Genomic DNA, 23,314 nt, shown 5'->3' with positions numbered 1-23,314 from the left:
GGGACAGACGTGGTGGGTTACGCCAGCGGACTGCGCTTCGCACAGCCGCGTGCTAACCCACCCTAGGACTTTCTTATTTCTTCACCAGCGGACAGTCGCTCGCCTCGAGCGGCTTGGCGGCGTCCTCGGGCGCGATGGTGGCGACCAGCTTGTAATAGTCCCACGGTCCCTTCGATTCTTCCGGCTTCTTCACCTCGAACAGATAGGCCGGGATGAGGCGGCGGCCATCGGCGCGCAGCGGGCCCTTGCCGAACAGCGGATCGTCGGTCGGCAGCTCCTTCATCTTGGCGACGACCTTGGCGCCGTCATGCGGATTGCCGCCGAGCGCGTCCATCGCCTTCAGGTAATGCAGGATGCCGGCATAGAGCCCCGCGACCGTCATCGACGGCATCGAGCCCTTGGGCGAGACCTTCTGGAAGCGCTTCGACCATTCGCGGGTCTGGTCGTTGAGATCCCAGTAGAAGGACTCGGTGAAGGTCAGGCCCTGCGCGGTCTTCAGGCCCAGCGAGTGCACGTCGTTGATGAACAGCAGCAGCGCGGCGAGCTTCTGACCGCCGGAGACGATGCCGAACTCGGCGGCCTGCTTGATCGCGTTGGTGGTGTCGCCGCCGGCATTGGCAAGGCCGATGATCTTCGCCTTGGAGGACTGCGCCTGAAGCAGGAAGGATGAGAAGTCAGCGGTGTTGAGCGGGTGCTTGACGCCGCCGAGCACCTTGCCGCCATTGGCGGTGACGACGGCCGAGGTGTCGCGCTCGAGCGCATGGCCGAAGGCGTAGTCGGCGGTCAGGAAGAACCAGCTGTCGCCGCCGGCCTTGGTCAGCGCCTTGCCGGTGCCATTGGCGAGCATATAGGTGTCGTAGGTGTAGGAGATCGTGTTCGGCGTGCAGGCCTTGCCGGTGAGATCCGCGGTGGCCGCGCCCGAATTGAGCAGCACCGAATTCTTTTCCTTGACGAGGTTGTTCACCGCGAGCGCCACGCCCGAGCTCGGCGTGTCCGAGATGACGTCGACCTTGTCATTGTCGATCCACTGCCGGGCGATATTGACGCCGATGTCGGGCTTGTTCTGGTGGTCCCCCGAGAGGACCTCGATGGTCCAGCCCTTGGCCTTCAGGCCGGAATCCTCGACCGCCATTTTCACCGCCGCGACCGAGTTCGGGCCGCCGATGTCGGCGTAGAGGCTCGACATGTCGTTGAGCACGCCGATCTTGACGGTCTTGTCCTGCGCGTAGGCGGATGTTGCAAAACCGAAAGTGGCACATGCCAGAAAAGCCGCGGTGCGGCGCGCGAACGTCGTCGTCATAATAGGTCTCCTCCATTGTCAAATATTCGGACGGCTCTCTTGCGGAGCCTTGTTCCTGTCGATGGCTCTACCGTGTCCCAGGGCCGGCGGCAATGCACCTAAATGCGGATGACGCTGCGTCGTAGCGTCATCCGTCGGTTAACTTTTGGGCAAAATGCGTTGAGACGCTATTTGAGCGCGTCCGATGTCAGCTTGAATTTCTGGATGCGCTTTCCGGTGTCCACTTCGGCGGTATAGACGTTACCCTTGGCATCGATGGCCATGGCATGCACCCAGTGGAACTGACCGGCGTTGCGGCCGCTATGCCCGAAACTGCCGACCACGCTGCCGTCGTCGCGCTTGATGACCCGGATCTCGTTGTTCTCCCCGTCGGCGCTGAGCAAATAGGTCTGCTTCGGATCGGGCCAGATCGCGATATCCCACACCGCGCCGTTGCCAAGCGTGTTCTTCTCGAAGAAAAATTCCTTCACGAAGGTGCCGTCCTTCCTGAACACCTGGATGCGGTTGTTGATGCGGTCGCAGACATAGACGAGGCCGTCATTGGCGAGCTTGACGCAATGGACGGGGTTGCCGAATTGCTGCGCGACGGGGGCCTTGGGGTCGTAGGGGGCCTGCTTGTCGTCGTTGGGCTTGTTGCCGTAAGCGCCCCAGTGCCGCTTGTAGGCAAGCGTCGTCGCGTCGAACACGATGACGCGGCGGTTGCCGTAGCCGTCGGCGACGTAGATCTCGTTCGCCGCCTTGTCGATCGCTGTCTCCGCGGGCTTGCCGAGCTGTGTCGTGTCGTTGCTGCCGAGGCTCGGCGCGATCTTGCCGATCTGGGCGACGAACTTGCCGTCGAGCGTGAACTTCAGGATCGCGTTGTCGTTGTCGGCGTTGCCGCCGACCCAGACGAAGCCGCGCTCGTCGACCTCGATGCCGTGCTCGCGGCCGACCCATTCATAGCCTTCGCCTGCACCGCCCCATGAGCGCAGCAGATTGCCGTCGCTGTCGAATTCGAGCACCGGCGGCGCCGACACGCAGCATTTCGAGCGCGGCGGATTCAGGGTCGCTCCTTTCTCGTCATCAGTGAGCGAGCGCGGGCGATGGATCACCCAGATGTGGCCCTGCCAGTCGACGGTGATGCCGCCGACTTGGCCGAGGATCCAGTTGTTCGGTAGCGGCTTTGGCCAGGAGGGCTCGACGGCGAAGGTGGGGACGTCGCCGGCGGACGCCGTGCTTGGAAATGCGAATGCGATGGCTGCGATCAGGATGGAGAAGGCGTGAAAGACACGTACGAGCGCACGCGAAAACCCTGCGCGATCATGCCATGGCGCCATGGCAACCTCCCTTTTTGTTGGCTTGCGGCTTGCTGCCGCCTGAGCGCGGGCAGTCAATCGCGGGGAGGGCCTCTAGTCAATCACGCCGGCGCGCGGAAGCTCATCAGGCTGCGGCTCTTGTAGTCGTAGAACTTGCCGGTCTCGGTCCAGCCCGGCGCGCATAGCGGCACGATGAACTCGGCGACCTGCTCGGGCGTATCCAGCGTCTCGGGATCTTCCCCCGGCATCAGGGTGGCGCGCATGCGGGTGCGGATCGGTCCCGGGTTGAACAGATTGACGCGCAGAGCCGTATTCGCGGTCTCCTGCGCCCAGGCGCGCGCCAGCGTTTCCAGCGCCGCCTTGGACGCGGCGTAGGGGCTGACATAGGCGGTCGCCTTGTTGGCGGCTCCCGAGGTGATGAACACGGCGCGGCCGGCATCGGACTGCCTCAGCAGCGGCTCCATGCAGCGGATCAGCTGGAAGTTCGCGGAGACATTGACGGCCATCACGTCGGTGAAGGCCTTCAGCTCGATATGTCCGATCGGCGAGGAGGGCCCGAGCACGCCGGCATTGCCGACGAGAATGTCGAGCTTGCCGTAGCGTTCGTGTAGCCCGGCGCCGAGCCGCGCGATGCCGTCGGAATCGGTGAGGTTCAGCGGCACCAGCGTGGCGCTGCCGCCGACTTTGCGGATCTCGTCGTCGAGCTCTTCCAGCCCGCCCTGCGTCCGCGCCACCGCGACGATATGCGCGCCGGCTTTGGCCAGCGCGAGTGCCGTTGCGAAGCCGATGCCGCGCGAGGCGCCGGTGACGAGAGCGATGCGGTTGGCGAGGGATTTTGTCATGGCGGGGTTTTACAGGCGTGGATGGCCGGGACAAGCCCCCGCAACACGGTCATTCCGGGGGCGATGCAAAGCATCGAACCCGGAATCTCGAGATCCCCGGGTTCGATGCTTTGCATCGCCCCGGGATGACGGCTGCGCCGTCAGCTCGCTTCCGCGAGCAGCGACAATTGCCGCGGCTGCGGCTCGGTCTGGGTCTGGTCGGTGAGGTGGGTCGGATAGGCCCCGGTGAAACAGTGGTCCGAGAACTTCGGATTGGCGGGGTCGCGGCCGGGCTCGCCCATGGCGCGGTACATGCCGTCGATCGACAGGAAGGCGAGCGAGTCGGCGCCGATGATCTCGCGCATCTCCTCCAGCGAATGCGTCGCCGCGAGCAGGCCGCCGCGGTCGGGCAGGTCGATGCCGTAATAGTCGGGATAGAGGATCGGGGGCGAGGCGAGGCGGAAATGCACTTCCTTGGCGCCGGCATCGCGCATCATGCGCACGATCTTCTTCGAAGTGGTGCCGCGCACCAGGGAGTCGTCGATCAGGATGATGCGCTTGCCTTCGATCGCGGCGCGGTTGGCCGAGTGCTTCATGCGCACGCCGGATTCGCGGATCGCCTGCGTCGGCTGGATGAAGGTGCGGCCGACATAGTGGTTGCGGATGATGCCGAGCTCGAACGGCACGCCGGAATACTGGCTGTAGCCGACCGCGGCGGGCACGCCGGAATCCGGCACCGGCACCACCACGTCGATCGGCACGTGGCTCTCGCGCGCGAGCTGCGCGCCGAAGGCCTTGCGCACCTCGTAGACCGAGCGGCCGTGGACGATGGAATCCGGCCGCGAGAAGTAGATGTATTCGAAGATGCAGGGGCGCGGCGCCATCGGCGGGAACGGCTTGTGGATGTCCTGGCCGTTCTCGTCGAACACGATGACTTCGCCCGGCTCGATGTCGCGCACGAAGCGCGCGCCAATGATGTCGAGCGCGCAGGTCTCCGAGGTCAGGATCGGGCAGCCGTCGAGCTCGCCGAGCACCAGCGGGCGGATGCCGCGCGGATCGCGCGCGCCGACCAGCTTCTTGTTGGTCAGCGAGACCAGCGCATACGCGCCTTCGATCTCGCGCAGCGCGTCGATATAGCGCTCGATGAAGCGAGCGCGCTTGGAGCGCGCGACCAGATGCAGGATCACCTCGGTGTCGGTGGTCGACTGCATCATCGCGCCGTGCTTCACGAGCTCGCGGCGCAGCGTCAGGCCATTGGTGAGGTTGCCGTTATGGGCGACCGCGAGGCCGCCGGCATTGAGCTCGGCGAACAGCGGCTGCACGTTGCGCAGGATGGTGGCGCCGGTGGTGGAGTAGCGGACATGGCCGACCGCGACATTGCCGGGCAGGCGGTCGATCACCTCGCGGCGGGAGAAGGTATCGCCGACGAGGCCGAGGCGGCGTTCCGAGTGAAAGCGGCTGCCGTCGTAGGAGACGATGCCGGCGGCTTCCTGGCCGCGGTGCTGCAGGGCGTGGAGGCCGAGCGCCGTGATGGCGGCCGCGTCGGGGTGGCCGTAGATGCCGAACACGCCGCATTCCTCGCGCAGCGTATCCCCTTCCAGATCGTCCTGAAGCTCCAGCGCGGACGGGCTCAAACCGGCCTTGGCGTCGAGATCAAGTTGAGCGTCCTGGTCAGGGTGTCGCATCTCGTTCGCGCCTCTCTCTGGCTCAAGTCAACGTGCCGCGGGTTTCTCGATCAGTTTCTTCAAACTGTCACGAGCTGGTTTACTGTATCCGTCGCCACTGCCCGAAGGCTGCTGCTCGGAATCAGCTTGATCATCATCTGGTTTGTTTTTCTTGAATCTCTTCAAGATGGTGTTCTCGGGGTCGTCAGGCAAGAGGGCCATCAGCCAATCCCCGGTTCCCTGGAGCACAACACGGGATTTTGCCCCCGTAACCCAGTCCGGGCGCTGCTTGTCCGGCACCAGCCAGGTGAAGAACAGGAAGGCGACCACGACGATCAAGAGCCCGCGAGCCAGGCCAAACAGGAAGCCGAGGGTGCGGTCCAAGGCGCCGATGCGCGAATCCAGGATCATGTCGGAGATCCGGACCGTGATCACGGACACCACGACGAGGGTGCCGACGAACACGCCGGCCACCACGACCACGCTCGCCACCGTGTCGTTGTTGAAATAGGTCTTCGCGGTCGGCAGCAGCTTCGAGAACGAGTACAGTGTCACGATCGCCGCGGCGCCCCAGGCCGCGATCGACAGGATTTCGCGCATGAAGCCGCGGACCATCGCGAGCAGGCCCGAGATCAGCATCACACCGAGCAGGATCAGGTCGAGGAGTGTTACTGGCATCGGCTGGTCTGGTCCGCTCGTACTTCAAAGGTGCTCAGCGAATCGGTGTTTGGCCGCCGCCCTAAAAGAAGGGCAGACGGCGTTCCCGGCAAGGCCGCAACCACGCAATCCCATGCTGCTTTTGTGACGGCTGTATAGCGGCGGTGGCCTCCGACGTCACCTCCGGCTACCCCTCTGAACGGCGGAATCTTGCCGGTGTGGCATTTTTCTCTGCTGATGCACCGGATTCGCCCCGGCGCGAGCCCCGGGCGGCGATCTCGGCCACCAATGTGGTCAGGCTGTTGACCGCGTTCAGGGACAGTCCTGCGTCACCACCGGCATCGCCGCGGGCCGATTCGGGCAGGACGGCGCGCTGGAAACCGAGCTTTGCGGCTTCCTTCAGCCGGGCCGGGGTCTGCGCCACCGGGCGCACCACGCCGGACAGCGAGATTTCGCCGAAATAGACGGCATCGGTGGGTAACTGCGCATTAACCAGCGAGGACACCAGTGCGGCGGCGGCGGCGAGATCGGCCGCCGGCTCGTGGATGCGCAGGCCGCCGGCGACGTTCAGATAGACGTCGTGGCCGGACAGCTTGACCCCGCAATGGGCCTCCAGCACGGCCAGCACCATCGAGAGCCGGCTTGGATCCCAGCCGACTACGGCGCGGCGTGGGGTACCGAGCGAGGTCGGAGCGACAAGGGCCTGCAATTCGACCAGGACGGGCCGTGTGCCCTCGATCCCCGCAAAGACCGCGGTGCCGGGCGTGCCGAGGTCGCGCTCGGAAAGGAACAGCTCGGAGGGATTGGTGACCTCGCGCAGGCCCAGGCCCGTCATCTCGAACACGCCGATCTCGTCGGTGGGGCCGAAGCGGTTCTTGACGGCGCGAAGGATACGGAACTGCTGCGAGCCTTCGCCCTCGAATGACAGCACCGCGTCGACCATGTGCTCGACGACGCGGGGGCCTGCGATCTGGCCGTCCTTGGTGACATGGCCGACCAGGATGATCGCCGCGCCCGTCTTCTTGGCAAAGCGGATCAGGGCCTGCGCCGAGGCGCGCACCTGCGTCACCGTTCCGGGCGCCGATTCCACCGTGTCGGTCCACATCGTCTGGATCGAGTCGATCACGATCAGCCGCGGCACCGCGCCCTCAGACAGCGTCGAGACGATGTCTTCCACCGAGGTCTCGGCCGCGAGCTGCACCGGCGCGTCCGACAGGCCGAGCCGCTCGGCGCGTAAGCGCACCTGGGCGACCGCTTCTTCGCCGGAGATGTAGACGATGCGATGTCCGGCGCGCGCCAGCATGGAGGTCGCCTGCGTCAGCAATGTCGATTTGCCGATGCCGGGATCGCCGCCGACCAGCAGCACCGAGCCGCGGACGAAACCGCCGCCGGTGACGCGGTCGAGCTCGGTCATGCCGGAGGACAGCCGCGGCGCATCCGGGCTCTTGCCGGCAAGGCTCTCCAGCGCAAACGTTCGCCCCTTGCGCTTGGAGCGGATCGAGACCGGCACGCTGCCGCTGGTGTCTTCTTCGGCGAGCGTATTCCACTCGCCGCAGGACTCGCACTTGCCCTGCCAGCGGTTATAAGCCGCGCCGCAGTTCTGGCAGACGAAGGAAAGCGTGTTCTTGGCCATTTGGATGGTTGAGTCGGAGCTGTCGGGGTCTGCTGATAGCACGGAATGGCGGGCCTTGAGGCCGCTCACCCGGCGCCCAATACCGAATTCATCGCACCGATACACCCTTTGTTAGCTCTAGGTCATCGCGCCGCGCCTGGTTTTGCCAAATGTTAGCGGACGCCGGTCCAGTTTCGGAACCGATACGGGATGGCGCGAATAATGACGATATTTTTGCGGATGTTGCTCGCTGTGGGCATGGCCTGCGGCGCGCTGGCGCCGGCCGGCGGTATCGACGCGGCCGCCGCCAAATCCCTCGACATCGTCTTCGTGAGCCCCGGCAAGACCGGCGAAGTTTACTGGGACATGGTCGCGCAGACCATGCGGGCCGCCGGCCGCAAGCTCGATGCGCATGTCGAGGTGCTGACCAGCGAGCGCAATTACCGCACCATGCAGGAGCTCGGCTTCGGCGTCGTGGCGCGTGCCGATAAGCCCGACTTCCTCATCCTCTCGAACGAGGAATCCGCCGCCGTTCCGATCCTGGAGGCGGCCGAGGCCGCCGGGGTCAGGACGCTGCTGCTCTCGAACACGCTGATCGGCGAGGATGCAACCCGCTTCGGGCCGCCGCGTCAGAAGCTCAGGACCTGGCTCGGCGACATCACGACCGATCTTCAGACCGCGGGCGCGCGGATGGCGAACGCGCTGATCACCACGGCGCGCGCCGAGAAATGGCAGAGCCCGGACGGCAAGATCCACATTCTCGGCATCGGCGGCGACGAGATCACGCCGGCCTCGATCGCCCGCAATGCCGGTCTCAAGCTTGCCGCGGACGCCGCGCCCGACGTGGTGGTGGACCGGATGCTGTTCGCAAACTGGACGCAGTCCGAGGCCGAACACGTCACGGCGAATTACCTGGGCTGGGCCGCGCGCAAGGAAATCCGGCCCGCCGGCATATGGGCCGGGAACGATCCAATGGCGCTCGGCGCGCTCCGCGCGATCGCCGCTGCAGGCCTCATACCCGGCCGGAACATCGAGGTGGTCGGCCTCAACTGGTCGGATGACGCGCTGCGCGAGATCAAGGCGGGCCGCCTGCTGCTGACCGACGGCGGGCACTTCCTGCTCGGCGGCTGGTCGATCGTCCTGCTCCGAGACTATGCCGACGGCTGCGATTTCGCCGACGCTTCCCCCCGGGTCGAGGTCAAGACATCCGCCATCACGCGCGACAACCTCGGCTCGGTCGGCGACCTCATCAAGACGCGCGCCTTCGACCGGATCGACTTCACGCGATTCAGGGCGAAGGCGGGACAGTGCGGCCGGTATGACTTTTCCCTCGATGCGCTCATCTCCTCCCTGGCGCTTCCGGACGGCGTCGGTGATTGATGCGCGAGGGTGAGGCGATGACCGGTCCGGATCGCAACGCGCAAGGCGCGCCGCGGCGCTTGCGCTCGGTCGTTGGTGCGATGATATGGGCCACCGTGCCGGTCCTGCTGCTGGTGCAATTGCTCGCGTCCGCAGGCGTCGAGGCCACGAGCTTCTGGTCGCAGATCCGCCAGCTCGACGCCCGCATTGCCCGCACCGCCGAGAGTCGCGCCGAGCTGATCGCCGAGCCCCTCTGGAAGATGCGTTATGACCAGGTCACGGGCGTGCTCAACGAGATCATGCACGACGAGACCATCGCGGCGGCGGCCGTCTATGACGACACCGGCGCTGCGATTGCCCGCGTGGTGGCGCGCCCCTCGGACCAGGCGGTCGCGGAAGTCTCGCGTCCGATCAAGTACAGCAACGGCAACATCGCCGTGCAGGCCGGTCGCATCGCGATCGCCTATTCCTACACGACCGTGTATGCCGACACCGGCAGCCGGCTGTTGCTGCTGCTCATCGTCGGCCTGCTCGCAACCCTCGCCACCGTGGTGGCGATACGCATCTCGGCCAACGTCTTCATCGGCAGGCCGCTCGCCGCGATCATGTCGGCGATCCAGCGCAGCAAGCAGGATGGCCGGGCCTATCCGGCCGAAATCAGATCGTCGAACGAATTCGGCCAGCTTGCGAGGGCCTTCAACGCCATGCAGCACACGACGTCGGGCGCGCTCGACCGGCTTGGCCACATGGCATCGCACGATCCGCTCACGGGACTGCCCAATCGGCGCTCGCTCTCCGAGCGCCTGGTGACCTTGAGTGGCGATGCCGGCTCGCCGGACTCGCTGATCGCCTTCTGCTTCATCGATCTCGACGATTTCAAGGGCATCAACGACACCTTCGGCCATGATGCCGGCGACAAGTTCCTGGTCCATATTTCCGAACGTCTTCGTGACGCGGTCGAGCCGCAGGACTGGGTCGCGCGTCTCGGCGGCGACGAATTCGTGGTGATCCGCCCCGAGGTCAGCAACGAGGCGACGGCGCAGGCCTTTGCGCGCCAACTGCTGGATGCGATTTCCGAGCCGATCCGGCTGCACGACAAGCAGGTTGTGCCGCGCGCCAGCATCGGCCTTGCCGTCCGTCGCGCCGGCGATCCCGAATTGTCGCATCTGCCGGCACTCGCCGACATCGCGCTCTACCATGCCAAGAGCAAGGCGCCCGGCACCGTCGCGGTGCTGGACGAAGCGCTCCAGCGCGACTATCGCCGCCGCAGGGATCTCGAGCTCGCCATTCCAGCGGGCTTTGCCGAGGGACAGTTCGAGGTCTGGTATCAAGGCCAGGTCGACCTCGAGAGCGCGGCCGTCGTCGGCCTGGAGGCGCTCATCCGCTGGCGCCATCCCGACCATGGCGTGATCGGTCCCGGCGAATTCCTGCCGCTGATCGAGCGCAGCGGCAACAATGCCCGCCTGACGCGCTATGTGCTGACCGACGCCTGCCGGGCGCTGCAGCGCCTGGCCGCCGCTGGCAGGCCGGATATCAGGATCGCGATCAATCTGCCGCCGTCAGAGCTCGCCGACCATTCGCTCGCCGCCGAGCTGCGCGCGACGTGCGCGCGCTTCGACATCGCGGCATCGATGCTCGAGCTCGAGATCACCGAGGGCTCGCTGATCAACAACATCGCCAGCGCCTCCGAGACGTTGCATCGGCTGCGGCGGCTGGGAGCCACGATCGCACTCGACGATTTCGGCACGGGCTACTCTTCGCTCGCGCATCTGCGCCGGTTTCCGCTCGACAAGGTCAAGATCGACAAGGCCTTCATCAGCGAGATTCCCGACAGTGCGGAAGACAAGGCGATCGTCGGCGTCATTGCCTCGCTCGCGGGCACGCTGGGATTGACCCTGGTTGCCGAAGGCATCGAGCGGCCCGAGCAAGCCGCGGCCATGCGCGAAATGGGCGTGAGGTTCGGGCAGGGCTTCCTCTATCAGCGGCCGCAGCCGCTCGCGGCGGTGCTGCAGGGGCTCCAGCGGCGGGTTGCCGAAGATCGCGTCCGCGTCGACAGCCCGTCGATCGCGCCCGAATTCGCCGCCTGAGCGCAGCGATTACGGCTGCGCCGCATTCCAGAGCATCGAGAGCCCGGCCGCAATCATGATCGCGTCCATCAAGAGGCGGAACACCTCCGGCTTGAGATGCAGCACGAAGCGTTTTGCGATGAAGGCGCCGGACATCAGCGAGGCACCCGCGATCAGGCCCTTGACGAACACCTCGCCCGTCAGCGCGCCGAAACGTTCGAAGGTCACTGATTTCGCGAAATAGAGGCCGAGCGAGGAGGCGGCTTCGGTGGCCAGGAAGGCGCCCTTGGACAGGCCATAGAACAGGAACAGCGGCACGCTGAGCGGGCCGGTCGAGACCACGATGCCGGTGAGATAGCCGATGACCGCGCCGCCGATCGCAAGATGCCAGAGATTGGCCTTCAGGTCGTGCCGCGCCAGCCAGTGCCGCACCGGCACCATCACGATCAGGAAGATGCCAATGGTCAGGTCGACGGCATGCGAGGGCAGGGCCAGCAGCGTCCGCGCGCCGAGGGCGGCGGCCGGAATGCCCGTGACCGAATAGGCTGCGCAGGCCCGCCAGTCGACCTCGCGCCACCAGGCCAGGATTCGCGAGAAATTCGCCATCACGGAGGCCACCGCCATGATCGGCACGGCCTCCTTCGGCCCATAGGCATAGACGAGTACCGGCATCAGCATGATCGATGAGCCGGTGCCGACGATGCCGGAAATGGTGCCGGCGATGAGGCCGACGGTGAGGACGAAGAGAAAGGCCACGAGCAGGGCTCCGGGAATCGGATGAGTGTAGCCGGGGCAGGCGGTATCCGCGATGCGGTCGCTGCACGCTCGACCTGTTCCGCGAAGGCTGGCGCTTAGTCATTGAATCAACTAGGGGCGGCTACTGTGCATGGGGTTGTTTTTTCATGTTTTTGTTGGCCCGCCCCGGAAGGCCGCTGACCCGGGCCACGCGAAGTGCGAGGACAAGACTTGCTGCTGACAGCATGTTGGCAGCAGAGGCCGGCTACGACCACCTCCTGACAAATGGGGAGAGCGGGTCATGCCGATCGAGGCAAGCTGTCATTGCGGTGAGACGGTGTTCGAGGTGACGGAGGCGCCCTCGAGCGTCACGCGCTGCACATGTTCGCTCTGCGCCAAGCGCGGCGCGCTGTGGGCATACTACACGCCGGCGCAGTTTCGCCTGCTGTCACCGGCGGACAATGTCGCGACCTATCTCTGGGGCAGCCGCACAGTCAAACATCATTTCTGCGCCAGTTGCGGCTGCGGCACCTATTCGGAATCGCCGGACTGGTCGAGCGGCAAGCCCGACTTCGAGAATCCCAAGGTCGCGGTGAACGCGCGTCTGTTCGACGATTTCGATCTCGACGCCGTGCCGGTGAACATGATCGACGGCAAGAATCTGTGGTGAGCAACGCAGACGCGCGCAGCCCCTGCTGCGCTACCGTCCTCTTGAGGCCATCTTGAAAAGCTGGTTTGTTTCCGCCTCTAGAAAAAGGGGAGGAAACCCATGATGCGTCCTTTTGCGCGAGTGATGCTCGCAATGTGTCTGGCCGTTGCAGCCGGCTTCAATGCACAGGCGCAGACCAAGCCGAAGGTCACTTCGCTCGGACCTGACTTCCCCAAGGCGGCGCTGTTCGTCGGCAACAGCTTCTTCTACTACAACAACGGCATGCCCGGGCATCTCACCTTCATGGAGCGGGCAGCCGATGCCGAGAACAAGGCGGCCTATCGCAACACCATGGTCACGATCGGCGGCTCCGGCCTCGACTGGCACGACATGGACAATCTGCTGCGGCCGGGCGGGATCGGCGCCTATTCCTTCGACGAGCAGAACGTCGTGATCTTCAACAAGCCGGGCAAGCAGTTCGAAGCCGTCGTCATGATGGATTGCAGCCAGTGCCCGATCCATCCGCAATTGAAGGACGCGTTCACGAGCTTCGCGAAAAAGGACAGCGACATCGTCCGCGCCCACGGCATGCGGCCGGTGCTGTTCATGTCCTGGGCTTACGCCGACAAGCCGGAGATGACGGAAGGATTGGCCGAGGCCTACACCATTGCCGGCAACGCCAATGACGCGCTCGTCATTCCCGCCGGCCTCGCTTTCGCGCGCGTGCGCAAGCTTGTGCCCGAGCTCAACCTGTATGCCCCGGACAAGCGGCATCCGAGTCCGGCAGGCACGTATCTGTCCGCCTGCGTGACGTTCGCCGCGCTGACCGGCCGCTCGCCGGTCGGCAATTCCTACAACATGGGGCTCGATGCGGAGACGACGCAGCTGCTGCAAAAGGCGGCGTGGGACACCGTGCAGGATTATTACGGGCGGTGATCGGGCGTAGTCATCGGTCCTTCAACACCACCCACGCCGGCGCATGATCGCTCGCGCCGTCCTCCCCGCGCTCCTTCTTGTCGACACCTGCCTTGGCCAGCCGTGAGACGAGGGCAGGGCTGAGCAGGAGATGATCGAGCCTGAGGCCCGCATCGCGCGGCCAGCGGTTCCGCTTGTAATCCCAGAACGTGTAGATGCGTTTGTCCGGATGCAGCGTGCGGATCGCATCGCACCAGCCTTGTTCGATCAGCGAGGCAAAGGCCGCGCGGCTCTTCGGCTGGATCAGGGCATCCTTGTCCCATGAGCGCGTTGGATAGATGTCGATCTCCGTCGGTGCCACGTTGTAGTCGCCGGCGAGCACCACAGGCAGATCCTGCTTGATGAAGGTTTTGGCGTGGCGCCTGAGCCGCGCGAACCAGTCGAGCTTGTGCTCGAATTTCGGGCCCGGCTGCGGATTGCCGTTGGGCAGGTAGATGCTGGTGACGATGACGCCGCGTACGGCGGCCTCGATGTAGCGGGCTTCGAGATCATCAGGCTTTCCCGGCAGGCGATCGCGGGTGAGCACCGGCTCGGCGTTGCGGGCGAGGATGGCGACGCCGTTCCATGTTTTTTGTCCACGCCACACCGCGCCGTAGCCGGCCTTTTCGATGGCTGACGCCGGAAATTCGCCATCACTTGCCTTCAACTCCTGAAGCGCGACGACATCGGGCTTTGCCGCGCGCAGCCATGCCAACAGATTGGGCAGGCGGCGGTTGACGTTGTTGATGTTGAATGTCGCGATCTTCATGTAGAGCTACCGGCTCCCGCCTTCCGTCACCGGAGATACAATGTCCAAGTTGTTGAGCTTTGCTGCCATTGCATTCGTCGTCGCGTTCTCCGGGGCCACTTCGGCACAGTCGGCCGAAACCCGCGGCGCGTGCAAGGCGGACTATGACAAATTCTGCGCCGGCATCGCGCCGGGCAGCGGCATCGTCGCCTGTCTGAATGCCAAGCGCGATCAGCTCAGCGCGACCTGCAAGGCGGCGCTGGACAGCAGGAAGAAGAAGTAGGCCTCGTGTCCCGGACGCGCGCCGCGAGCCGGGATCCAGAAGGCGACACGGTACGCTGTAGAGAGGGGGCCCGGCTCTGCAGCGCATCGCTGAATCGGGCGATGCTTTGCATCGCCGGGGGAGCGCTGCGCTGCGTCCGGGGCATGGGAGCGTGCTCAGCTCGGCAGCGGCGGCGGAGCAGGCTGCTCCATCGGCGGCGGTGAGGGCGGCTGCTCGGCTGCCGTCGCCGGCTTTGCCAGCGGCTCGACCACGTTGCCGCCCTTGTAGACGCGGGCATAGCGATGGCCGAGGCTGGTCAGCACCTCATAGCCGATGGTGCCGAAATGATGCGCGAGCTCGTCGACGGTGATGCCTTCGCCGAGCAGGGTCACCATGTGGCCGCGCCGCGCTGCGTTCGGGGCCAGGTCGGTGATGTCGATCGCGATCAGGTCCATGGAGACGCGGCCCGCGACCGGGCAACGTTTGCCCGCGACGATCACCTCGGCGCCGCGCGTGCCGTCGTTGGAGCTGGCGGCGCGGAAATAGCCGTCGGCATAGCCGACCGCGATGATCGCGAGCTTGGTCGGCCGCCGTGCGGTCCAGGTGCCGCCATAGCCGACGCTCTCGCCGCGCTCGACATTGCGGATCTGCACGATGCGCGCCTTGAGGTCGACGACCGGCTGCATCGGATTGTCGGCCTCCGGGGTCGGATTGACGCCATAGAGCGCTGCGCCCGGCCGCACCAGGTCGAATTGGAACGGCGCGCCAAGGAAGATGCCGGAGGAATTGGCGAGCGCCGCCGGCACGCCGGAGAATTCGCTGGCGATGGCGCGGAAGGCAGCGAGCTGCTTGGCATTGACGGGGCTGTTGAGCTGCTCGGCCGAGACCAGGTGGCTCATCACCAGCGTGATGCCGTGATCGCCAGCGTTGATGCGGGGAATGATGGCCTGTGCTTCCGACAGCGTCAGGCCGAGCCGGTTCATGCCGGTGTCGATGTGGATCGCGGCGCCGCCGTTCCAGCCGGTGCGGCGACAGAACACGTCCCATTCGGCGAGCTCGTTGAGATCGCCGATCACAGGCCGGCAGTTGATCTGCGCGTAATGCTCGCCGGTGTTCTGGAAATAGCCGCCGAGCACGTAGATCGTGGGCTCCGGCACGGCCGCGCGCACCTTGCGCGCTTCCTCGATGGTGGCGACGAAGAAGGTCCTGCAGCCTGCTTTGCTCAGCGCGCGTGCGACCTGCTCGGCACCGCAGCCATAGGCGTCGGCCTTGATCACCGCGGAACATTCGGCCGGCACCGCCGTCTTCTCGAGCTTGCGCCAGTTGGCGATGATCGCGTCGAGATCGACGGTGAGCACGCCGCCGTAGGCCGCGAGCGCGGCGGCCTGATTGGCCTCCGCGGAGAGAAGACCGGATCGCGGGTTCATTTTCGGGTCGGACGCCATTGTCATGGCGCCGTTTTACGCAAGAGGCCGGTCCGGTTCAAGGAACTCAGTAGTCGTTGCCGCCGCGAGCCGGCAATTGACTGTCCGGCGCGAGGTCGCCGAACCGCGTGACCGAGGCTTCGAACGCCAGATCGACGGTACCCGTCGGGCCGTGGCGCTGCTTGCCGATAATGACCTCGGCTTTTCCGTGCGCAAGACTCATGTCCAGCTGCCACTTCTCGTGTTCAGGCGTGCCCGGACGGGGCTCCTTCATCGCGAGGTAATATTCCTCGCGGTAAACGAACAGCACGACGTCGGCGTCCTGCTCGATCGAGCCGGATTCACGCAGGTCCGAGAGCTGCGGACGCTTGTCGTCGCGCGATTCCACCTGGCGCGAGAGCTGCGACAGCGCGATCACGGGAACGTTGAGCTCCTTGGCGAGCGCCTTCAGGCTGGTGGTGATCTCCGTGATTTCCTGCACGCGGCTGTCGCTGGCGCGCTTGCCCGAGCCCGACAGCAGCTGGATGTAGTCGATCACGAGGAGATCGAGGCCCTTCTGACGCTTCAGCCGGCGCGCGCGTGCCATCAGCTGTGCGATCGACAGGCCGCCGGTGGCGTCGACATAGAACGGCAGCGATTGCAGCTCGATCGAGACCTCCCGGATCTTTTCGAAATCGGCTTCCGAGATGCCGCCGCGGCGGATGTGGGAGGAGGGAACGCCGGTGCGCTCGGCCACGATACGCGTGGCGAGCTGGTCGGCCGACATTTCGCAGGAGAAGAAGCCGATGACGCCGCCATTGGCGGCCTTCGTGGTGCCGTCGGCCTGGAGTTCCGGGACGTAGGCCTTGGCGACGTTGTAGGCGATGTTGGTCGCCAGTGACGTCTTGCCCATACCGGGACGTCCCGCGACGATGATCAGGTCGGAATGCTGCAGGCCGCCCATCTTGGTGTCGAGGTCGCGCATGCCCGTCGAAATGCCCGACAGCTTTCCGTCGCGCTGGAACGCCTTTGCCGCGAGGTCGACGGCGACCGCCAACGCCTGCGAGAATTTCTGGAAGCCGCCGTCATAACGGCCGGACTCGGCGAGTTCGTAGAGCTTGCGCTCAGCGTCCTCGATCTGAGCCCGCGGCTGGAAGTCGACCGGCGCGTCGTAGGCCACGTTGACCATGTCCTCGCCGATGCCGATCAGGTCGCGTCTCAGCGACAGGTCGTAGATGGTGCGGCCGTAGTCCTGGGCGTTGATGATGGTGGTCGCTTCGGCGGCGAGCCGCGCCAGATATTGCCCGATGGTCATGCCCCAGACATCGGTATCGGCGGGCAGGAACGTCTTCAGCGTGACAGGCGTGGCGATCTTGCCCATCCGGATCAGGCTGCCGGCAGTCTCGAAGATGGTTTGGTGCAGCGGCTCGAAGAAATGCTTCGCCTCCAGGAAGTCGGAAACGCGGTAGAAGGCATCGTTGTTGACCAGGATCGCGCCCAGAAGGCTCTGTTCCGCCTCGATATTATGCGGCGCGCTCCGATAGGCGGGAGTGCCGGCTTCGGGCGCGAGTTTGAGAACGTTCGAATCAGTCAGGGCCATGGTCGGACGTGCTTAGCAATTTTCTTGGGCGTATGCGGGGCCGGGATAAAGCGCCGCCTCACGCCAAAGCGGAAGCGAAAGCTGTCCGCTATCAACCGCTCAGTTAAAATGGTGGATGATTAGCAGCCGCAGCATGCGCCGCGCTTGACGGATTTTGGCGGAACTCGCCCGCCCCGGGGCGGCCGGGACCGCGCCATGGAATAATCCTGCGATCATGAACCTTATGGATTGGCCCGCAGACCTATCTGGAGGCGCGCGAAATGACGTGCGCAGGCCGTCTTCGGCTCGGTTTCAGACCAGCAGGAGGTAGACCAGCGCAACCAGCGCCGCCCCAACGCCCGTGGCGATCAGGGCGTAATCGGTGCGGAGGTCGTCCTGCACGTCGAATGAGGTCTGGGGCTCTTTGCTCATGGCGACGGTCTAGGCCAGACCCGACGAGAGTTATGTGAAGCAGATCACATCTGCCAGGATTCTTTCGGGGTAGGGCGGGAACAGGCGGCGGGCACGGGGATTGTCTCAGTCCCGCCGACAGGAGACGAGGCAAACGATGCGGCCAGGACGGCAGCAGCAGATTTGGCGGAGCGAGGCAGGCAGCCGGCTTTGGCTGTCCGGGCTGGTCGCGGCGATGCAGCACGCCGAGCGTCCTGAGGTGCGCTGCCAGCCGATCGCGCCCGAGATTCTGGTGGAGCTGCGGGCACGATTGGCGTTAACGGCGTCTTTCCGCTCTTCCCCGATATCGATCCTGCGCCACTAGAATCTATTCACCTGCAAGCTTCAGCCTCGTCTTGGCGCCGCCTTCGATCGCCCGGAGGCGGGTTTCGTTGCGCCCGATGTAGTCACGGGTCATCGGCACCACGCCCTGACGCCTGGCGAGCTGGATCTGGAAGTTCATCATGTCCTGCTTGCGGAACGTCATCTCGCAGGCCGCCAGATAGAACTCCCACATCAGCGCGAAGCGTTCGTCGTAGAGCTGTACGGCTTCCTCGCGTCGGGCCATGAAGCGCTCGCGCCAGGCTTTCAGCGTCTCGGCGTAATGCAGGCGCAGGATCTCGATGTCGCAGACCAGAAGGCCCGCACGCTCGATCGCCGGCAGCACCTCGGAGAGCGCGGGGATGTAGCCGCCCGGGAAGATGTATTTGGCGATCCAGGGATTGGTCGAATCCGGCCCTTGCGAGCGGCCGATCGAATGCAGCAGCATGACACCGTCCTCGTTCAGGAGTTCGGCGCAGCGCTGGAAGTAGGCATCATAGAATCTCGCTCCGACATGTTCGAACATGCCGACCGAGACGATGCGGTCGAACGGCCCGTCAATGTCGCGATAGTCCTGGAGCAGGAATCTGGCCGATCGGGTCAGTCCCTTTTCGGCCGCGCGCGCGTTGGCGATCTGGAGCTGCTCGGTCGACAGCGTGACGCCGGTGACGTCGGCACCGGCGATCTCGGCGAGATAGAGCCCAAGCCCGCCCCAGCCGGAGCCGATGTCGAGCACACGCTGGCCGCGCTCGACGAGCAGCTTCGCCGCGATGTGACGCTTCTTGGCCAGCTGCGCATCGTCGAGCGTCGCGTCCTGCGTCTCGAAATAGGCGCAGCTATATTGCTTGTCGGCGTCGAGGAAGAGCGAATAGAGCCGGGCGTCGAGATCGTAGTGATGGGCGACATTGGCACGGGAACGCGAGCGGGGATTGAATTGCTTCAGGTGCCGCGTCAGGTAGCGCAGATGCCACCAGGGCTTTGCCCACTGCGGCAACAAGTCGGGTTGATCGAGCAGGATCGCGAGGGCATCAGCTATGGTGCCGCGTTCGACCACGAACTCGCCGTCCATATAGGCCTCGCCAAGCCCGAGTTCGGGATTGACGAGGGTCTTCCGCTCCGCCTCAGGGGTGATGAAGCGCACTGCCACCGGCTCGCCGGAGCCGTCGCCGACAGTGAACTTCGATCCCGCCGCCGTGGTCACCGTCATCGACCCGCGGCGGATGAATTGAGACAAAAATCGACGCAACAAACGGTCCATCGACACCTTCCTCTCGAGCGAACCCGAAGAGATGCGACTAACCCGGCCTTCACATCTGACGCCGAGGGTCCCGCTCAGGTTCCTATGCGTTTGCATCTAAATCTAAGGGAGGCGTTCCGGGCCCGCTAATGCGCTGTGTTCAGAGCGGATATTCGAAAAGCGCTTAATCACATCCTTGAGCGTGGCACTGCTTCCATTCGTGGCTCAATCCGCTAAAAGGTGACCCGCTGCCGCGCCGGAGCGCCGGCCGCGTGCGCGGAAAATCAATTGGAGATGATGGGAATGTCGAGCCGAGCGCTTAGCCTCGCGACGGTACTGCTTCTGATCGGCTTCGGCGCGACCGATGCCGTCCTTGCGCAGGCGACCAACCTCGAAGCCGGCAAGGCCCCATCCCAGCTTTTCGCGCAGACCTGCAATGCCTGCCACAAGAGCCCACGGGGACTGTTGAAGACGGTCGCGCCGGGCTCGCTGCCGGGCTTCCTGCGTCAGCACTATACGACCAGCTCCGACATGGCCGGCGTGCTGGCCTCGTATCTCGTCTCCAACGGTGCCACCGATACCCGCTACCAGGCCAAGGACGGCAAGGACAAGAAGGACGGGGCCAAGGACAAGGAAGCGGCCACCAATCCGGCGCAGTCGCCTGAACATCAGGGCCGCCGTCAGCGCTCCCAGGAGGCCGCCAAGCCGGAGGGCGAGGGCGCAGCTCAGCCTGCCGAGGGCCGCCAGAAGCGCGCCGCGCGGCCGGCCGAGGAGGGCCTAAAGCCCGAGGGCCAGCCGGCGCCGGAAGGACGCAAAGGCAAGCGCCGCGCCAAGCCCGGGACCGAAGAGGCGCCGAAGCTCGATGCCGCCGCGCCGGCCACCGTAGACAAGAAGAGTGAGCCGAAGGCGGAGTCCAAGCCCGAGACTGCGAAGGTGGACTCCGGCGAGGCCAAGTCCGACAGCAGGCCGTCCGAGAAGCCCGCCGAGTCAAAGCCCGATACCGCCAAGGTCGAGCCGCGTGGCAGCGACGCTCCGGAGCTGCGGCCCGATCCGGTGCCGCAGGTGACGCCGGCCCCGCCCAAGGTGGAAGAGACGTCTCCCAAACCGGCTGCGCCTGCTGCCAGCTCCGAACCGGCGGCCAGGCCGCAGGAGCCGGCGCCCGCGACCGCTGCGGCCCCGGCGCCCGCCGAATCCTCCGGCCCGCCGACGCCGCCGATCTCGCGGTAAGCCCCACATTCTTGCAATGAACTTGCGAAGGCCGCGCTCGTCGCGGCCCTCGCGTCGTCTTGACTGCGACTAGAGTAACGCTCTAGAGTGACGCTCTCGGAGATGCCGATGACGACGAGCATGCGCGATGACCTGTTGGCGGCCGGCCTTGCCGTGTTCGACCGCGTCGGCTTCGAAGCCGCGACCGTGGCCGCGATCCGCAGCAAAGCGCGCGCCTCCAACGGCAGCTTCTTTCATGCGTTCGGTTCGAAGAAGGAGCTGGCGGGTGCGCTGTTCCTCGAGGTGCTGAGGCTCTATCACGCCGCGGTGCTGGCGGCACTCGACCCCATTCCCGATGCCGGGCAGGGCATCGACCGCCTGATCCGGGCTCATCTCGATTGGGTCGTCACCAGCCGGCGCGAGGCGCGGTATCTCTTCGAGATCTCGCGCAGCGAATGGGGCGAGGATCTCCGCGATGCCCAGCGCGCGCAGAATGTGCGGCTCGCCGAAGGCATCGAGCGTTGGCGCGCCCCGCTGGTTGCAAATGGAGAGCTTCTGCCGATGACGGCGGCGATGTTCGTCAGCCAGCTGATCGGCCCGGCACAGATCTTTTGCCGCGCCTTTCTGTCGGGACGCGATCGCGCCGATCCGCGCGGCGAAGCCGACACGCTGATTGCCTGCGCCAACCGCGCGCTGCGCCCGCCCGATCGCATCAACACGCAATAAGGAGACGCCACATGCGAGTCGAAGCAGATCCCGACTTCGAGCCGATCGCCGCGCGCATCCATGCCAATGTCGGCCGGCAGGGCTTTATGAACCTGGTCGGCGCCGAGCTGTCGGATCTGTCGCGCGGCGCCTGCACGATCGCGGTGGATCGGCGGCCGGAGCTGCTGCAGCAGCACGGCTTCTTCCACGGCGGCGTCACCGCCTTCCTGGTCGACAATGCCACGACGATCGCGGCGGCAACCTCGCGTGGCCAGCCGGCGCTGACGGCGGAGTACAAGCTCAACCTGTTGTCGCCCGCGGTCGGCGAGAAGCTGATCTGCCGTGCCAGAGTGATCAAGCCGGGCCGCCAGGTTTCAGTGGTCGCTGCCGACGTGTTCTGCGTCAGCGACGGCGTCGAGAAGCATACGGCAACCGCGCTCGCCTCGATCGCGATGCTGAGCGAGGACGTCGGTGCGAAAACGAAAAGCCCGGCCGCCTGAGGCGACCGGGCATTTGATCATCTTCGTCATTCCGGGACGATGCAAAGCATCGAACCCGGAATCTCGAGATTCCGGGTCTGGTCCTTCGGACCGTCCCGGAATGACAACGTTGGAGTTACTTCTCTTCCGCAGCCGGAGCCGGCTCGACCTCGTCGTGTTGGGCTTCCGGATCGAAGAACTCGCCGGCGGCGGCGATCGCCTCGGCGGCCGCGTCGCGGTCCTCGTTGCGAGTCGAGATGTCCTCGCCGCGGTTGATGCGCTCGGCCTCGTCCTGGCTGCGCGCAACCGTGACGGTGATCTCGACCTCGACCTCGGGGTGAACGGCGACGGTGATCGTGTGCTTGCCGATGGTCTTGATCGGCGCGTCGAGCTGGATCTGCGGGCGAGCCAGCGAAACGCCGTCGGCTTCAAACGCGATGACGATGTCACGCACGTTGACCGAGCCGAACAGCTGGCCGGCTTCCGAGGCCTGACGGATTACGACGATGTTCTTGCCCTCGATCTTCTCGGCGACCTTGGCCGCCTCGGCCTTGGAGGCGAGGTTGCGGGCCTCGAGGTCGGCCTTCATGCCGTCATACTTGGCGCGGTTGTCGGCGGTGGCGCGCAGCGCCTTGCCGCGCTTGAGCAGGAAATTGCGGGCATAGCCGTCGCGAACCTTTACGACTTCGCCCATCTGGCCGAGCTTGTTGACGCGTTCCAGCAAAATGACTTCCATATTCGTTCTCCTTTGAAGTGCTGTGGGTTTCAGTTTTCGGGTTGAACTCAAGAGGTCGGCAGCGGCGGCGGCTGCCGGTTGCGCAAAAAGCGCTCGCGGAAGCCGAACACGGCGTCCGCAAGACCGAGGATCACCATCGCGATGACGGGCCATCCGAACACGACCACGACGGCATAGGTCGAGCCGAGCCAGAACGTGCGGCTCTTCAGCGCCAGCGTCAGCGTATGCAGCACGGCAAAGCCGGCGAGCGCGTAGCCCATCATCAGCGCCGCCGTAGTGATCTGCGCGACGATCGCGAGCAGCCCGCCGGTGAAGCAGAAGGCGAGCGCGATGCACAGCGCCACCAGCGTCATCGGCGGCAGCTCCGCCGTCATCAGATCCGGCCAGGGACGGCGCAGCCGGCCCGATGTCGCCGTCACCTTGGCGCTGAGCCAGAGGTTGAGCGTCAGCGTCATCATCGCGACGATGGTCGCCGCGGCCGGTGCGATGCGCACCAGCGCGTCGACGAACTGGCTGGCTTCGCCGGAGGTCTGCGGATCGGTAGCGCGAAGGATGCGCATCAGGCCGCGCTGCAACGTTCCGGTGATGGTCTCGGCGTCGGTGCCGAGCGTGAGCAGGGCTGCGATCGTGGTCAGCGTGGCGAAGCCCGCGATCCACAGCAGCAATCGTCCAACCGGATACCATTCGAGCTCGGCCGCCGGTTCGGTGGCGGAAGCGCCTGGCGCGACGGAGCCGTCGTGCCGGCTGAGCAGCACGAGGTGGCCGAGCCACCAGGCCGGCAGCGCGACGGTGACGGCGAAAGCGATGCAGTAGGGTAGGCCGAACAGGGCGCCGAGGCCGATCGCAGCGCTGATGCCGCCAAGGCTCGCGCAGAGCGGTCCCCAGCCGATCGAGGCGACCATCAAGGGTAGCGGTGCGAGATAAAACAGGACGAGCGAGATCAGCGCGCCCGAGACGATCGAGGCGAACATCAGGGCCGACGCAGCGCCGGCGATCAGGGCTATCAGTCCAAAGGCCATCATCAGCTGTCCCGCTCCCTTCGAGCGGTTAGAGGCGTCTCGCCCCAACCATCGGCG

At 65.4% G+C, this 23,314-nt stretch carries 21 protein-coding genes; 8 read left to right on the top strand and 13 right to left on the bottom strand.

Translation table 11 applies throughout. The features are described from left to right. Positions 1 to 73: 73 nt before the first annotated feature. The 6 genes from A5906_RS25090 to radA all read right to left on the bottom strand — a co-directional run bounded on the left by A5906_RS25090 (position 74) and on the right by radA (position 7,370). Positions 74 to 1,300 (bottom strand): ABC transporter substrate-binding protein, encoded by a 1,227-nt coding sequence (locus A5906_RS25090; protein WP_080137935.1) that lies wholly within the window; start codon positions 1,298 to 1,300, stop codon positions 74 to 76. Between the two features lie 167 nt (positions 1,301 to 1,467). Beyond that, on the bottom strand, positions 1,468 to 2,616 hold the full coding sequence (locus A5906_RS25085) for an NHL repeat-containing protein (protein WP_080137934.1): 1,149 nt from the start codon (positions 2,614 to 2,616) through the stop codon (positions 1,468 to 1,470). An 80-nt stretch (positions 2,617 to 2,696) separates the two neighbouring features. Continuing rightward, entirely contained in the window at positions 2,697 to 3,437 is a 741-nt protein-coding gene (locus A5906_RS25080) for an SDR family NAD(P)-dependent oxidoreductase (RefSeq protein ID WP_080137933.1), read from the bottom strand. A gap of 140 nt (positions 3,438 to 3,577) precedes the next feature. Beyond that, a complete protein-coding gene (purF, locus tag A5906_RS25075) occupies positions 3,578 to 5,101 on the bottom strand; it encodes an amidophosphoribosyltransferase (protein ID WP_080137932.1) in 1,524 nt (507 codons plus the stop codon). 27 nt (positions 5,102 to 5,128) lie between these two features. Beyond that, positions 5,129 to 5,758 (bottom strand): CvpA family protein, encoded by a 630-nt coding sequence (locus A5906_RS25070; RefSeq protein ID WP_011086837.1) that lies wholly within the window; start codon positions 5,756 to 5,758, stop codon positions 5,129 to 5,131. 166 nt (positions 5,759 to 5,924) lie between these two features. After that, on the bottom strand, positions 5,925 to 7,370 hold the full coding sequence (gene radA / locus A5906_RS25065) for a DNA repair protein RadA (protein WP_080137931.1): 1,446 nt from the start codon (positions 7,368 to 7,370) through the stop codon (positions 5,925 to 5,927). Between the two features lie 219 nt (positions 7,371 to 7,589). Between radA and A5906_RS25060 the strand changes: the two genes are divergently transcribed. Beyond that, the gene (locus A5906_RS25060; protein ID WP_245326890.1) at positions 7,590 to 8,729 is read left to right on the top strand and encodes an ABC transporter substrate-binding protein; all 1,140 of its coding nucleotides are present in this window, start codon (positions 7,590 to 7,592) and stop codon (positions 8,727 to 8,729) included. Continuing rightward, the gene (locus A5906_RS25055; RefSeq protein WP_080137929.1) at positions 8,729 to 10,795 is read left to right on the top strand and encodes a putative bifunctional diguanylate cyclase/phosphodiesterase; all 2,067 of its coding nucleotides are present in this window, start codon (positions 8,729 to 8,731) and stop codon (positions 10,793 to 10,795) included. The genes A5906_RS25060 and A5906_RS25055 overlap by 1 nt, the downstream gene beginning before the upstream one ends. Before the next feature lie 9 nt (positions 10,796 to 10,804). Here A5906_RS25055 and A5906_RS25050 read toward each other — a convergent pair whose 3' ends face one another. After that, positions 10,805 to 11,530 carry a sulfite exporter TauE/SafE family protein gene (locus A5906_RS25050; protein ID WP_080137928.1) on the bottom strand — a complete coding sequence of 242 codons (726 nt, stop codon included), beginning with the start codon at positions 11,528 to 11,530 and terminating at the stop codon, positions 10,805 to 10,807. Positions 11,531 to 11,810: 280 nt separating this feature from the next. On the opposite strand from A5906_RS25050, the gene A5906_RS25045 reads away from it, so the two are divergent. Both A5906_RS25045 and A5906_RS25040 read left to right on the top strand, forming a co-directional pair. After that, positions 11,811 to 12,179: a GFA family protein gene (locus tag A5906_RS25045; RefSeq protein WP_080137927.1), complete on the top strand. Its 369-nt coding sequence runs from the start codon at positions 11,811 to 11,813 to the stop codon at positions 12,177 to 12,179. A 99-nt stretch (positions 12,180 to 12,278) separates the two neighbouring features. Then, positions 12,279 to 13,094, top strand: coding sequence for an SGNH/GDSL hydrolase family protein (locus tag A5906_RS25040; protein WP_080137926.1), 816 nt, complete (start codon positions 12,279 to 12,281; stop codon positions 13,092 to 13,094). Between the two features lie 10 nt (positions 13,095 to 13,104). Here A5906_RS25040 and A5906_RS25035 read toward each other — a convergent pair whose 3' ends face one another. After that, positions 13,105 to 13,881 (bottom strand): exodeoxyribonuclease III, encoded by a 777-nt coding sequence (locus A5906_RS25035; protein ID WP_080137925.1) that lies wholly within the window; start codon positions 13,879 to 13,881, stop codon positions 13,105 to 13,107. A 40-nt stretch (positions 13,882 to 13,921) separates the two neighbouring features. Between A5906_RS25035 and A5906_RS25030 the strand changes: the two genes are divergently transcribed. After that, positions 13,922 to 14,143, top strand: a complete 222-nt coding sequence (locus A5906_RS25030) for a cysteine rich repeat-containing protein (RefSeq protein WP_080137924.1) — start codon at positions 13,922 to 13,924, stop codon at positions 14,141 to 14,143. 155 nt (positions 14,144 to 14,298) lie between these two features. Here the strand turns inward: A5906_RS25030 and alr are convergent, their stop codons facing one another. From alr to A5906_RS25010, 3 genes are all read right to left on the bottom strand, one after another. Next, on the bottom strand, positions 14,299 to 15,567 hold the full coding sequence (alr, locus tag A5906_RS25025; RefSeq protein ID WP_080138261.1) for an alanine racemase: 1,269 nt from the start codon (positions 15,565 to 15,567) through the stop codon (positions 14,299 to 14,301). A gap of 46 nt (positions 15,568 to 15,613) precedes the next feature. Continuing rightward, positions 15,614 to 17,125 carry a replicative DNA helicase gene (locus tag A5906_RS25020; RefSeq protein WP_080137923.1) on the bottom strand — a complete coding sequence of 504 codons (1,512 nt, stop codon included), beginning with the start codon at positions 17,123 to 17,125 and terminating at the stop codon, positions 15,614 to 15,616. Positions 17,126 to 17,882: 757 nt separating this feature from the next. After that, positions 17,883 to 19,133: a cyclopropane fatty acid synthase gene (locus A5906_RS25010; protein ID WP_080137921.1), complete on the bottom strand. Its 1,251-nt coding sequence runs from the start codon at positions 19,131 to 19,133 to the stop codon at positions 17,883 to 17,885. Between the two features lie 282 nt (positions 19,134 to 19,415). On the opposite strand from A5906_RS25010, the gene A5906_RS25005 reads away from it, so the two are divergent. The 3 genes from A5906_RS25005 (at position 19,416) to A5906_RS24995 (ending at position 21,523) form a co-directional block, all read left to right on the top strand. After that, on the top strand, positions 19,416 to 20,339 hold the full coding sequence (locus A5906_RS25005; protein WP_080137920.1) for a hypothetical protein: 924 nt from the start codon (positions 19,416 to 19,418) through the stop codon (positions 20,337 to 20,339). A gap of 108 nt (positions 20,340 to 20,447) precedes the next feature. Further along, positions 20,448 to 21,044 (top strand): TetR/AcrR family transcriptional regulator, encoded by a 597-nt coding sequence (locus A5906_RS25000; protein WP_080138260.1) that lies wholly within the window; start codon positions 20,448 to 20,450, stop codon positions 21,042 to 21,044. A gap of 11 nt (positions 21,045 to 21,055) precedes the next feature. Continuing rightward, positions 21,056 to 21,523, top strand: coding sequence for a PaaI family thioesterase (locus tag A5906_RS24995; protein ID WP_080137919.1), 468 nt, complete (start codon positions 21,056 to 21,058; stop codon positions 21,521 to 21,523). A 115-nt stretch (positions 21,524 to 21,638) separates the two neighbouring features. Here A5906_RS24995 and rplI read toward each other — a convergent pair whose 3' ends face one another. Beyond that, on the bottom strand, positions 21,639 to 22,238 hold the full coding sequence (gene rplI, locus A5906_RS24990; protein ID WP_080137918.1) for a 50S ribosomal protein L9: 600 nt from the start codon (positions 22,236 to 22,238) through the stop codon (positions 21,639 to 21,641). Between the two features lie 47 nt (positions 22,239 to 22,285). Then, on the bottom strand, positions 22,286 to 23,260 hold the full coding sequence (locus tag A5906_RS24985) for a YybS family protein (protein WP_080137917.1): 975 nt from the start codon (positions 23,258 to 23,260) through the stop codon (positions 22,286 to 22,288). Positions 23,261 to 23,314 lie beyond the last annotated feature (54 nt).

It is taken from the genome of Bradyrhizobium sacchari (genome assembly GCF_002068095.1).
Taxonomy (GTDB): domain Bacteria; phylum Pseudomonadota; class Alphaproteobacteria; order Rhizobiales; family Xanthobacteraceae; genus Bradyrhizobium; species Bradyrhizobium sacchari.
The sequence above is the reverse complement of the archived record's forward strand: the minus strand, read 5'-3'. Positions and strand labels throughout refer to the sequence as shown.